This window comes from Finegoldia magna, assembly GCF_002243175.1.
In the GTDB taxonomy this organism is placed as follows: Bacteria; Bacillota; Clostridia; order Tissierellales; family Peptoniphilaceae; genus Finegoldia; species Finegoldia magna_J.
The window spans coordinates 19376-33546 of the sequence record NZ_NDYF01000010.1; the positions used below are offsets into that span (position 1 = coordinate 19376).

General features: G+C 30.2%; 10 protein-coding genes. 3 read left to right on the forward strand and 7 right to left on the reverse strand.

The annotated features are described in order from the left end of the window. Positions 1-3: 3 nt before the first annotated feature. From B9N53_RS03325 to B9N53_RS03355, 7 genes are all read right to left on the reverse strand, one after another. Positions 4-1191 carry a phosphoglycerate kinase gene (locus B9N53_RS03325; RefSeq protein WP_094203671.1) on the reverse strand — a complete coding sequence of 396 codons (1188 nt, stop codon included), beginning with the start codon at positions 1189-1191 and terminating at the stop codon, positions 4-6. A gap of 66 nt (positions 1192-1257) precedes the next feature. Next, positions 1258-2259 (reverse strand): type I glyceraldehyde-3-phosphate dehydrogenase, encoded by a 1002-nt coding sequence (gap, locus tag B9N53_RS03330; protein WP_094203672.1) that lies wholly within the window; start codon positions 2257-2259, stop codon positions 1258-1260. Between the two features lie 73 nt (positions 2260-2332). Further along, complete coding sequence (locus B9N53_RS03335; protein ID WP_094203673.1) at positions 2333-3931, reverse strand: Na/Pi cotransporter family protein; 1599 nt, start codon at positions 3929-3931, stop codon at positions 2333-2335. A gap of 8 nt (positions 3932-3939) precedes the next feature. Then, on the reverse strand, positions 3940-4407 hold the full coding sequence (locus B9N53_RS03340; RefSeq protein WP_002836464.1) for a tRNA (cytidine(34)-2'-O)-methyltransferase: 468 nt from the start codon (positions 4405-4407) through the stop codon (positions 3940-3942). Positions 4408-4549: 142 nt separating this feature from the next. After that, entirely contained in the window at positions 4550-6517 is a 1968-nt protein-coding gene (tkt, locus tag B9N53_RS03345) for a transketolase (protein WP_094203674.1), read from the reverse strand. A gap of 49 nt (positions 6518-6566) precedes the next feature. Beyond that, the gene (gene dprA / locus B9N53_RS03350) at positions 6567-7637 is read right to left on the reverse strand and encodes a DNA-processing protein DprA (RefSeq protein ID WP_094203675.1); all 1071 of its coding nucleotides are present in this window, start codon (positions 7635-7637) and stop codon (positions 6567-6569) included. 93 nt (positions 7638-7730) lie between these two features. Next, on the reverse strand, positions 7731-9140 hold the full coding sequence (locus tag B9N53_RS03355; RefSeq protein WP_094203676.1) for a L,D-transpeptidase family protein: 1410 nt from the start codon (positions 9138-9140) through the stop codon (positions 7731-7733). A gap of 206 nt (positions 9141-9346) precedes the next feature. Between B9N53_RS03355 and B9N53_RS03360 the strand changes: the two genes are divergently transcribed. The 3 genes from B9N53_RS03360 (at position 9347) to B9N53_RS03370 (ending at position 14151) form a co-directional block, all read left to right on the forward strand. Then, positions 9347-10165 carry a pyruvate, water dikinase regulatory protein gene (locus B9N53_RS03360; RefSeq protein ID WP_094203677.1) on the forward strand — a complete coding sequence of 273 codons (819 nt, stop codon included), beginning with the start codon at positions 9347-9349 and terminating at the stop codon, positions 10163-10165. A 15-nt stretch (positions 10166-10180) separates the two neighbouring features. Continuing rightward, the gene (gene ppdK / locus B9N53_RS03365) at positions 10181-12811 is read left to right on the forward strand and encodes a pyruvate, phosphate dikinase (RefSeq protein ID WP_094203678.1); all 2631 of its coding nucleotides are present in this window, start codon (positions 10181-10183) and stop codon (positions 12809-12811) included. Positions 12812-12921: 110 nt separating this feature from the next. Next, positions 12922-14151: a lipid II:glycine glycyltransferase FemX gene (locus tag B9N53_RS03370; RefSeq protein WP_094203679.1), complete on the forward strand. Its 1230-nt coding sequence runs from the start codon at positions 12922-12924 to the stop codon at positions 14149-14151. Positions 14152-14171 lie beyond the last annotated feature (20 nt).

Below are 14171 nucleotides of genomic sequence, written 5' to 3' on the forward strand. Positions count from 1 at the left end.
TTACTATCTCTCATCAATACAATCAATACCAGGTAAGACTTTGCCTTCTAAGAATTCCAAAGAAGCTCCGCCGCCTGTTGAAACGTGTGTTACTTTGTCTTTATTTCCAGATTTTGCAATTGCTGAAGCACTATCTCCACCACCAACAATAGTTGTAGCATCAGATTTTACTAAAGAATTTGCAACTTCAAAAGTACCTTTACTAAATTGTTTGATTTCAAATACACCCATTGGTCCATTCCATACAATAGTCTTGGATTTTTGTATTTCTTCATCAAAAATCTTTATAGTTTTAGTTCCTATGTCAAATCCTGCAATATCGTCCATAAATTCATCTATACCAATTACTTTTGAATCAGATTCTTCTGTCATTTCTTTAGCTGCGACAAAATCAACTGGCAAGAATATTTTAACCCCTTTTTCTTGGGCTTTTTCTAATAGTGATTTTGCTAAATCTAATTTATCTTCTTCGATTAAAGATTTACCAACATTTTTTCCTTGTGACTTGATGAAAGTATATGCCATAGCACCACCTATTAGTATAGTGTCAACTTTTTCCAGTAGATTTTCTATTACTCCAATTTTATCAGAAACTTTTGCACCACCTAATATTGCTGTAAAAGGTCTTTCTGGATCTTCAAGAGCTTTCCCCATTATTTCTATTTCTTTTTGAACTAAAAATCCTACAGCACTTGGTAAGAACTTAGACACACCTACATTTGATGCGTGTGCTCTATGACTTGTTCCAAAAGCATCGTTTACATATAAATCAGCTAATTGTGATAATTCTTTAGAAAATTCTTCATCATTCTTTTCTTCTTCTTTTCTATATCTAGTGTTTTGAATTAGCATAATTTCTTTAGGTTGTAATTGTTTACTTTGTTCAATAACAGAATCATCCACAACTTTGTCATTATCAACAAATTTTACTTCTTGACCAATAATTTCAGAAAGCTTTTCTGCAACCGGTTTTAATGAGAATTCAGGTCTTGGTTCGCCTTTTGGTCTACCTAAGTGACTCATTAAAATAACTTTAGCATTATTATCGATCAAATACTTTATTGTTGCGATAGATGCTTCTATTCTATTTGTATCAGTAATAATACCATCTTTAATTGGAACATTAAAGTCTACTCTGACTAATACTCTTTTATTTTCAACATTTAAATCTTTTAGTGTTTTTTTATTCATAGATTAACCTTTCTTTGAAAAGAGTCGATTGCAAAAATATTTTACCATCGACTCTTAATAGTTTTATTATCTTGTAGCTATAATCTTTGCTAAATCAAATACTCTTGAACTATAACCCCATTCGTTGTCATACCAAGAAGCAATTTTTACCATATTTCCTAAAGCATAAGTCATATCAGCATCAAATATTGAGCTTCTTTCATCTCCAATGATGTCTGAAGATACTAATTGATCTTCAGAATATCCTAAGATGCCTTTTAATTCGCCTTCACTAGCTTTTTTCATAGCATTATTGATATCTTCTTTTGTAACTTCCTTACCTAAAAGAACTGTTAAATCAGTAATAGATCCAGTAGGAGTTGGTACACGCACTGCAAGTCCTGTCATTTTACCTTCTAATTGTGGTAATACTTTACCAACAGCTTTAGCAGCACCTGTAGTTGTAGGAATCATACTTAAAGCAGCTGCTCTCGCACGTCTTAGATCTTTGTGGTGAGCGTCTTGAATGTTTTGATCGTTAGTATAAGCGTGAATTGTAGTCATTAAACCTTTTTCAATGCCAAATTCATCATCTAAAACTTTAGCAACTGGTGCTAAGCAGTTAGTTGTACATGATGCATTAGATATAATATCATCAGTTTTTGGATCGTATTCTTTATCGTTTACTCCAACTACGATCATTTTAACATCTGCTTTACCTGGAGCAGTTAATAATACTTTTTTTGCACCAGCTTTGAGATGTTTTGATAAACCTTCTTTGTCTTTAAAAGCGCCTGTTGAGTCAATAACAAGATCAACACCTAATTCTTTCCATGGTAATTCTTCTGGATTTCTGTTATTTACGACAGTTATTTCCCTATCACCAATTTTAATTTTGTCATCTGCTAATACTTCAACGTCTTTTTCAAATGTACGATAAATTGAGTCATACTTTAAAAGATGTGCATTTGTTTTAAGGTCACTTGTAATGTTCAATGCCACTAATTCAAGATCAGGGTCATTTTTTTGTATTAAAATTCTTGTTACATCTCTACCTATTCTTCCAAATCCACTAATTGCTACTTTCATTTAATCCTCCTTGAAATATTTCATAATACGTACTTTTATTATATACCCGATATATAATGATATTAATCAAATTCTAAACCTCAATATGAAGAGTATAATTGGATATATTTGTGCAATGGTCAGATATTCTTTCCAAATTTGATAGAATATCTAAGAAATTAACTCCAACTGTTGAATCACATTCATTGTTGTTAATTCGTTTGATATGATTATGTCTATATTTTTTTTCTAAAAAGTCTACATTATTTTCAATATTTGCGACTTTAGAAGCCAATGATTGATCATTATTTTTAAATGCCATAGTTGAATCTATTATTGCATTTTCTACATTTGAATATAAATCTTTATATTCATCGATAGCTACTTTGCTAAATTCTTTTTCTTCATCATAAATAAGAGTTACAATTCCACATATATTTTCAACATGATCTCCTATTCTCTCAAGATCATTAAGCATATCTTGCATAATAAAAATTTGTGTGTGTTCTTCATCTGAAATTGATTTGTTAGATAATTTTACAAGATACTCAACGATATGTTTTTCCAAATTATTAATTCTTTTTTCTTCTTCTAATATTTTTGATCTTAGTTTTTTGTTACCTGTCATAAAATATTCATCAACATTTTTAAAATTTTGATAAACTATATCACTCATTCTAATAACTTCAAGTCTAGCTTGTTCAACTGCAATAGAAGGAGTTTCCAAAATTCTGTCATCTAAATATTGTAAGTCTTTTGCGTGTTCTTCTCCTGGAACAATTTTCATAGCAGCTTTAACTAAAAAGTTTGAAACTGGAAGTTGTATAGCAACATTTATTACATTAAACAATGTATGATAGTTAGCTATTTGTCTTGAAACATTTAATGGAGTTAACATATATACTATGTTTTGCATCAATTTATTTAGGAATATAAGCACTATAACTGTACCTATAAGATTAAATAATAAGTGTATTATTGCTGCTCTTTTGGCGTTTTTTCCAGCACCAATAGAAGACAATAATGCAGTAGTAGTTGTACCAATGTTTCCACCAAGTAATAATGGAGCAGCTTGATTTATTGTAAGTAATCCTTGTTTCCCTAAAGCTTGTATTAACCCAATGGAAGCAGAAGATGATTGTACTGCAGTTGTTAAGAAAAATCCTACAAAAACGCCGATTACTGGTGAGTTTAATTTTAATAAGGCATTTTTAAACCACAATTCTTTAGATAATGGATTTAGCCCATCTCCCATAGTATTCATTCCAATGAAAATTAAACCTAAGCCAACAAAAACCTCGCCTAAATTCTTTTTTCTATCATCCTTTGCACTTATGTACAAAAGCACACCAAAAGCCACAATTAAAGGAGCATATTTTGCTATATCAAAAGCTATTATTTGCGCAGTAATTGTAGTTCCGACATTTGCTCCTATAATTACTCCAACAGCTTGATTCAAAGGCATTAAACCTGCATTAACAAAACCCACAACCATTACTGTTGCTGCAGAAGATGATTGTATTACCATCGTTACTACTATACCTAGTAACACACCTATGTATTTATTCCTAGTTAAAGAACCTACTATCTTTTTTAACTTATTACCTGACGATTTTTGAAGACCTTCACCCATTATTGTCATTCCAAACAAGAAAAGTGCCAATCCCCCTAAAACCGGAGTTATAATATCCATAAAACCTCCTACTTTAATCCTGGAAAATCTATTTGTCTTAATGCTTCAAATAAAACTATATTGCACGAATTTGCTAAATTTAATGATCTATCAATTGTCATATTCATTGGAATCTTTATAGAATGATCTTTGTGCTTATCCACTAAATCTTTATCTATACCTGAAGATTCCTTTCCGAACACGAAAAAATCTCCATCTTGATATTCAAGCTCATGATAATAATTTGTTGCAAAAGTTTCGACATAAAATACTCTATCATTTCCCTTTATATATTCTAAAAATTCATCCATATCATCATGAATAACTAAATCAACTTTATCCCAATAATCCATTCCAGACCTCTTTAATAACTTGTCATCTAGTCTGAAGCTAAAAGGTCTAACTAAATGTAATCTGGAATTAGTTAGTACACAAGTTCTTCCTATATTCCCTGTATTTGAAGGCTTTTCAGGTTCTAAAAGAACAATATTTAACATATCCACCTCTTTACGATTCTTTAACTATATTTTAATATTCCCATAAAAAATATACCATAAAAGAATTAGTATTTCAATTTTAAAAACGATTAAATTTTAAAACAAAAAGACCATCAACACAAAACTGTTGACGGCCTATTGATTATAAATATTCTTTTATTTTTTCAACTATTTTTTCTGTTGTAAATCCAAAATGTTCCATTATCTTACTTCCTGGAGCGCTCATTCCGAATTCATCTATACCAATATTTAATCCATTAAGTCCAGTATATTTTTGCCATCCATATGTTGACAAGCATTCAATGCTAACTCTTTTACCTATATTTTTTGGAATAACAGAATCTTTGTATTTTTGATCTTGTTTGTCAAAAATTTCTTGACACATCATTGATACAACTTGCGCTTTAACTCCTTCTTTTTCAAGAACTTCACTTGCATCTAATGCAAGTTTAACTTCAGAACCTGTTGCTATAATAACTAAATCAGGAGATTCTTGTTTTTTAAGAATATATCCACCTCTTAGAGCTTCTTCGTTAGTTTCTTTTAAATTAACTAATTTTTGTCGAGATAATACCAAAGCTGTCGGCGTTTCTTTATTTTCCAATGCTATCTTGTATGCCATTGATGTTTCAAATCCATCAGCAGGTCTGATAGTATTAAGATTTGGTATAGTTCTAAGCATTGCTAATTGTTCTATAGGTTCATGAGTAGGTCCATCTTCTCCTACACCGATTGAATCATGAGTCAATATATATATTACTTGTCTCTTCATTAAAGCTGACAATCTCATCGCTGGTTTTAAATAATCTGAGAAAATCATAAATGTAGCACAATACGGAATTAATCCACCATACAAGCTGATACCATTAGTGATAGCTGCCATCGCGTGTTCTCTAACACCGAATTGTATGTTTCTTCCAGATCTATTAGTTTGTGTAAACACATCTAAACCATCCATAAAAGTTTTATTAGATGGAGCTAAATCCGCAGATCCTCCAACAATATTTAATTGCTTATCTTTTAATCTATTTAATAAAACATGTGAATATGATCTTGTAGCATCGTCTTTTTCAAAGCTAGTAAACTCATCTGATGTTAAATAATCTTCATCAGTTTCTTTAGATAAGAATTTCATTAACTTCTCATAAAGATCTTTGTGAGTTTGTTTGTAGTCTTCAAACATTTTTTCCCATTCTGAATAATAGTTTTCTTTTTCTGAAGCTGATTGTTCAAAAAGTTCCTTAACTTCTTGTGGAATATAGAATTCTTCTGTAAAGTCTAAACCTAATTTTTCTTTTAAACTAGGAATATTTTCTGCGCCTATTGGAGCACCATGAGCTTTTGCAGTTCCTTCAACAACACTTCCATAACCAATTTTTGTTTTTATTTCAATAAATGATGGTTTATCAGTTGTTTTCGCAAGTTCAATAGTTTCTCTTATTTTGTCTATATCATTTCCATCTTCTACAAAATAAGTATCCCAGCCCAATGCTTCATATCTAGCTCTGACATTTTCTGAGAAAATATTTTTTGTATCGCCTTCAATTGTTATATTGTTAGAATCGTATAAACAAATCAATTTTGATAGTTTTAATGATCCAGCTATTGAACTAGCTTCATTAGTTATTCCTTCTTGAAGACAACCATCACCAACAATTGTGTAAGTATAGTTGTCAAAAATTTTATGGTTTTCAGTATTAAATTGGCTGGCCATATATTCTTGAGCAATTGCCATACCAACAGCCATACTTAATCCTTGTCCTAAAGGACCAGTCGTCGCATCAATTCCTTTTGTATGCAAATATTCTGGATGTCCTGGTGTTAAGCTGTTGTATTGTCTAAATTCTTTTAAATCATCTACTGTTATTCCAAATCCAAATAAATGTAAAAGTGAATATAACATTGCAGAACCATGACCAGCTGATAAAATAAATCTGTCCCTATTTATCCAATCGCTGTGTTTTGGTGAAAAATGCATTATGTCGTTAAATAATGTAAATGTCATAGGGCTTGCACCTAAAGGAAGTCCAGGATGCCCTGAATTCGCTTTTTGAATCATTTCTACAGATAATAATCTAATAGTATTAATAGCTAATTGTTTTTTGTCCATATCATTCTCCTCTTTAAAATTCCAATGTTATTATATCATATTATTCATTCTACTTTAATGAGTATTTACTTCCAATATCCACAACAATTCCCAACAATTCCATCTTGGTCAAACTCATTAAAACATCAGATATATCTTCATTTAATTTTATAGAAATTTCATCTGGTGAATTTGCGCCAATTTTCAATAAATTAAATATTTTACGTTCCAATTCATTCAAATCAAAACTCAATTGTGGTTTTTCTATATATTTATTTTGAAATTCAGGGATTTGAGTTATAATATCCAAAACGTCAGTTAATATGTAAGCCCCATCTTTTATTAATTGATTAGTTCCGGTTGAATAAACTGAGTTAATATTTCCTGGAACAGCAAATATATCTCTACCTTGAGACAAGGCGTAAGATGATGTGATTAATGTACCGCTTTTCTCTTTTGCTTCAATAACAACAGTTGCAAGTGATAAACCAGAAATAATTCTGTTTCTAAACGGAAAATTATATGGCAATGGTGCTATTCCAAAAGGATATTCACTCATAATTACTCCGTTATGTGATGAAATCATATCTTGAAACACTCTATAATTGCTCCTTGGATAAACTTGATCTATTCCACAACCCAAAACTCCAATTGTTTTATTATTATTTTCAAGAGAAGTTTGATGAGAAATTTTGTCTATACCAAGAGCCAATCCACTAACAACTGGTATTTTATATTGTGATATTTCAGATACAAATTTTTTGCATGCATAAGATCCATATTGACTACATTTTCTAGCTCCTACAAATGAAACACAATTATCGAAATCTTCAGTCAAATCACCTTTATAGTACAAAGTATATGGTGCATCATCTATTTCAAGTAATTTTTTCGGATATTTTGAATCACCGTATGTAGTAAATTTTATACTGTTTTTCCACAGTTTTTCCTTGTACAAATTTATATCGAATTTTTTCATATTCTTTAGCATAAATTCGTAAATTTTAGGATCTACTTCTAAAAGTTTTTTTGCATTATCGTAGATAATATCATCTAATGTATTATAATTTTCAATAATTGGACCTATCCAATTATAATTTGTGTTCAAACTACTTAAAAATAATAATAAATCTGAATCCATAATTTACCCCTTTTCTTTACATATAGAATACCATTAATTTTTATTTTTTTACAATAAAAAAAGTCGACTATTATAAAATAATCGACTAATTAATTAATATATTACTACTGGCATACCATTTTCTGCTGAATTAAAAATTGTACGAACATGATTTATTGGAGTATTGATACAACCATGGCTACCAGCGCCATTAAAGATTTGTCCACCGTAGGCGGCTCTTCCTTTTGTATCATGAATTCCTACACCAGTATAGTCAATTTGCATCCAATAATCTACATGAACTTTATATTTTGATCCATCTGGATTGTATCCTCTTAAAAATCTATCAGTTTCTTTTGACCAAATTTCAAATAATCCTGTTGGTGTTTCGTGGTCAATTGATGGATCTCCTGTAACAACAGGTGTGTCTAAGACTAGTTTACCATCTTTAAAATACCACAAATGTTGTGCTCCCAAGCTTATTTCAATATAGCTTTTTCCAAGAACTCCATTATTTTGGCTTCTTCTGCTATATACTAAATCACTGTCTATGGTTTTACCGTTTTTTAAAGCATCTGTAATCATAGCTACTGTTTGTTTTTTGTTAATTTCATTTCCAAAAACTTTTGCTTTAACTTTTATAGATTTACCATTATGAGTTGTAAAATCAAAATCTTTTCCGATAACTTCAAATTTTTCTTTCAAGTCATCTACAAAAATTCGAACTTTTTTATCTTCAAACTTATAATTTTCATCTAAGAACATAGAATTATCTTCTATTTTTTGTGATTCTCCGTTTGGCAATTTTAAGGTAATAGAAGCTTTTGCAATATTTTCAAGTTCTTTTTTGTTTGGCTCCAATGATTTTTTTGTAACTTGAGGATTAATATATTCTGAAGATAATTTGATTTCATCCTTGTGTTCATTAAATCCTTTTATTACGGATTCACAAACTTTATCTAAATCAAGTTTATTACCTAATTCTTCAGGTTTGATTATTGCTTTTTTGTTTTCAAAAATCAATTGGGCGTTTTTTGGTTCTTTGATATTTTTGAATAGCTCACTATTTTTAATCGTTTCTTTTAATTTTTCAGAATCTACACTTTTCTTAACTTTTACATCTGTTTCTTTTCCTTTTATAAGTTCTACTGGCCACAAAAAACCATGTTGTACATATGTTTGATTTTCCAAAGCAACTTGTTTTAAACCCGCTTGTGAATTATTCAATGTAACAGTTTTATTATCTCTTCCAATAATTGATGTAGTTTGTTCATCAAAAATATTTTTAACATCAGAAATTTTTCTTACACCTAAACTTTCCCCATTGATTTTGGCGTTAGGATAAGTCATGAAGCTAAAAAATATTGAAACTAATATATAAATACCTAAAAGAATTGATACGACCCAAATCCATGAGTGTGATTTTTGTGATTCTTTCAGTTTATAAATACTATTATTTTTTGAAGACTCATTATTCATTTGACTAGTTTTATTGTCTTCATCTTTTTGTAAATCATTTTTCAATTTATCACCTTCTATTAATTATTTCTGTATCTAGAATGATATCATAAATACACAACAGTAGTAAACATTTATATTAAATTATACTTTTTCTATAATCAATACTTAATTAAATTTGTGATAATTTTAAATAAAATAACAAAGATTTGCTTTAAAATTGTAAAAAATGATGTATAATTAAATTGATGATACAAATAAAGGGGTGAATTATGGAAAATATTAATCTGGTAGTTTTATCAGATTCTACCGGGGACACAGGTGATCAAATAGCAAGAGCCGCTTTAGCTCAATTTGATATTACTTGTGAAAATGCTAAATTTCACTTATTTGGACATATCCGATCTATTGAGCATCTTAATTCTACATTAAATAAATGTTTAGAAATGGATAATATTATCATATATTATAGTTTAGTTGAAGAAAGTTTAATTGATAGTTTAAAAAAATTCTGCGATATGAATAATCTCATATCGGTAGATATTTTAACTCCATCAATTGTAGCCATTCAAAGGTTAACAAAACGATCTCCAGCAACGAATCCAGGTGCTTTACGTAAGCTTGACGAACATTATTTTAAAAGGATTGATGCAATAGAATTTGCCGTAAGATACGATGATGGAAAAGATCCAAGAGGAGTTTCCAGAGCTGATATAACGATTATTGGTGTTTCTAGAACTTCGAAAACACCATTATCCATGTATCTTGCAAATAAGCATTACAAAGTTTGTAATATTCCACTTGTACCAGAGTCACCAGTCCCAAAGGAACTTTTTGAAATCGAACCAAAAAGAGTCATTGGTCTTACTAACTCTCCTGATAAACTAAACAAAATCAGAAAAGAAAGACTAAAATCTATGGGATTGCCAACTGAAAGTACATACTCTGATTTGGGTAGAATACTTGACGAATTAGATTATGCTGAGAAAGTAATGAAGAAAATCGGATGTCCTATCATAAACGTTTCTGACAGAGCAATTGAAGAAACGGCAGAAGTTATTATCAGACATCTAAAAAAAATGAATGATTAAAAAGGAGTTTTTTAAATGACAGAAAAATATGTTTACGGTTTTAAAGAAGGTAATAAAGACATGAGAAGCCTTCTTGGTGGAAAAGGTGCCAACTTAGCCGAAATGACTAATATGGATATACCTGTTCCAACAGGATTTACTATTACTACTGAAGCTTGTAACAAATTTTATCAAGAAGATGAAAAATTATGGGATGGATTATTTGAAGAAATCAAATCTCATATTGAAGAAACAGAAAAAGAATTAAACAAGAAATTTTCCGATGAAGAAAATCCTCTACTATTTTCTGTTCGTTCTGGCGCTGTAATATCTATGCCAGGTATGATGGACACAATCTTAAACCTAGGTTTGAATGACAAATCTGTTATTGGCTTAGCTAAATCAACTAATAACGAAAGATTTGCTTATGATTCATATAGAAGATTTATTCAAATGTTTTCAGATGTTGCAAGAGAAATTCCTAAAGTATTATTTGAAAACGAATTAGATAAAATAAAAGAAGAAAAAAACGTTACAGATGATACAGATCTTGATAGCGAAGATTTAAAGAAAATTGTTGAAAAATTCAAAGAAATCTACAAAGAAGAAATGGGCGAAGAATTTCCACAAGACCCTATCGATCAATTACGATATGCTATAGAAGCTGTTTTTAGATCTTGGAATAATCCTAGAGCAAAAATTTACAGACAATTAAACGGCATTGATGATAATTTAGGTACTGCAGTAAACATTCAATCAATGGTATTCGGTAACATGGGAAATACATCTGGAACAGGTGTTGCATTCTCAAGAAACCCTGCAACTGGTGAAAATAAATTATTTGGTGAATTCTTAATGAATGCGCAAGGTGAAGATGTTGTTGCTGGTATAAGAACTCCTCAACCAATCAGTCAATTACAAGACGTTATGCCTGAGGTATATGAACAATTCCATTCTATAACTAAAAGATTGGAAGAACACTACAGAGATATGCAAGACTTGGAATTCACAATAGAGAATTCTAAATTATATTTACTTCAAACTAGAAACGGAAAAAGAACTGCTATCAGTGCGTTAAACGTTGCAGTAGATCAAGTAAATGAAGGTTTAATTTCAAAAGAAGAAGCTATTTTAAGAATTGAACCAAATAGTTTAAATCAACTCCTACACCCTACTTTTGATCAAAAAGAATTAGAAAATGCGGAAGTTATTACAAAAGGTTTAGCTGCTTCACCTGGAGCTGCTAGTGGTCATGTATATTTTAGTGCTGAAGATTGTAAAACCGCTGCGTCTAAGGGCATTAAATCAATATTAGTTCGTCAAGAAACATCTCCTGAAGATATCGAAGGTATGATTAAAGCCGAAGGTATATTAACTGCAAGAGGTGGTATGACATCACACGCTGCTGTAGTTGCACGTGGAATGGGTGCATGTTGTGTAGCAGGTGCTAGTGAAATTAGAGTAGATGAAGAAAACAAAGTAATAAGAGGTAAAAATATCGAAATCAAAGAAGGAGATTTGATTTCATTAGATGGTAGCACTGGATATGTTTATAAAGGAGAAATTTCTAAAGTGAGTCCAGAACTAACTGGTAACTTTGCCCAATTTATGCAATGGGTTGATGAAATTAAAAGATTAGGTGTAAAAACTAATGCAGATACTCCTAAAGATGCACATCAAGCAAAAGAATTTGGTGCTGAAGGAATTGGATTAACAAGAACTGAGCACATGTTCTTCAACGAAGAAAGAATTCCAATCGTTAGACAAATGATTCTTTCAAACACTACAGAAAGAAGACAAAAAGCTCTTGATAAATTAAGACCTTTTCAAGAAGATGACTTTTATAATATATACAAAGAAATGGGAGATTTGTCAGTTACTATTAGACTTTTAGATCCACCACTTCATGAATTCTTGCCAAAGGAAAAACATGATATTGAAGAATTAGCAAAAGAAATGGATTTAACTTACGATGAAGTAAATGATATTATTTTAGAACTTCACGAAGTAAACCCAATGCTTGGACACAGAGGTTGTAGACTAGCTGTAACTTATCCAGAAATTTATAGAATGCAAGCAAGAGCAATTATTAGTGCTGCTTTAAAAGTTAAAGAAGAAACTTCACATGAAATAGTTCCTCAAATTATGATTCCGCTTGTAGGAGAAAAGAGAGAATTAAAATACGTTAAGGATCAAATAATCGAAGAAATCAATCAAGTATTTGAAGAAACAAATCAAAAATTAGATTATCAAATTGGTACTATGATTGAAATACCAAGAGCATGTTTAATGGCTGATGAAATTGCTGAAGAAGCTGACTTCTTTAGTTTTGGTACAAATGATTTAACTCAAATGTCATTTGGTTTCTCAAGAGATGATGCCGGTAAATTCTTATCAGAATATAAAGAAAAGAAAATCTATTCAAGAAGTCCATTTGAAAGATTAGACCAAGAAGGTGTTGGTCAATTAATCAAAATAGCTATCGAAAGAGGTAAATCTTCAAATGCTAATTTACATGTTGGTATTTGTGGTGAACATGGTGGAGATCCTGAAAGTGTTGAATTCTGTCACAGAATTGGATTAGATTATGTATCTTGTTCCCCATACAGAGTCCCAATCGCAAGATTAGCAGCAGCTCAAGCAGCAGCAAGAGAAAAATTAAAATAATTAGTTTTATTAGATAGAGTAACTATGTTTACTCTATCTTTTTTTGATTTCTATTAAATAATTATAATCACATTTTATGGTATAATGTATGAAGTTAAGGAAGTGATAAAATGGCTTACGAAATGGTAACACTTAGTAGCGAAGAACATGATAATTTTGTTAAAAATCATAAATATGGAGAATTAAATCAAATATATAAATGGCAGTTTGTAAAAAAAGGATGGATTGGAAAAAATATTGGAATTAAAAAAGACGGCAAACTTGTTGGTACTTGTTTAATCTTATTAAGAAAACTCCCGGTTCTTCCCTATTATTTTGCTTATGCTCCAAAAGGACCTGTAATTGATTATGAAAATAAAGAAGATTTGAAAGCAACCATCCAAATATTAAAGGATTTTTGTAAAAAGAATAAAGTTTTTTCTTTGAAATTTGACCCTCAAGTCTCTGTGAAAATTGGTGGATTGATTGATTATTTAAAAGAACTCGGATGCTACCATCATGGTTTAAAAAAAGGATTAGAATACAATCAGCCTAGATATTATATGATAACTGATATAGATAAGTCAGAAAAAGAAGTCATGAATTCTTTTCAATCTAGAACTAAAAGTGTTGTAAAAAAATCGTTGAAGAACGGACTTGAGTGTAAAAGATGTGACAAGAATGAATTATCTAAGTTTTCAAAATTAATGGAAATTACAGCTAAAAGAGATGAGTTTAATCATAGAAGTCACGAATATTTTGAGAATTTATATGATGTTTTAGCTCCAGATGACGATTGTGAATTATATCTAACTAAACTTATACCTTCAAGTGTAAAGAAATCCAATGAAAATGAGTTAGATCAAATAAATAAACAAGAACTCAAAACTAAAAATAAATTGGAAAAGGATATAACAGAGGAGAAGAAGAATAATTTTTTAAAGGAACTAGATGTATTAGATAATAGAAGAGCAAGATGTAAAGATTTGATTGACCAAATGAATGAATATATTCAAAATGGTGTTGATGAAATTGTATTATCAGGAGCTTTGTTAACATTTTGTGGCAAGAAATCATATTACCTTTACGGAGCATCTTCAAATGATTTTAGAGATTTAAGTCCAAATTATTTAATGCAATGGACTATGATAAAAAGAGCTATAGAAAAAGGATGCACATCGTATGATTTCGGAGGAGTATCAGGTTATACTCCGGAAGATAATGTAGAAGACCATGAAGCTGGATTATATGAATTTAAGAAAAGATTTGGCACTGAAATGTTAGCTACAATCGGAGAATTCGATATAGTATTTAATAAATTCATTAATAAACTATTTGAGATCGCATTAAAACACAGATAATATAAAAACAAGGATTGATT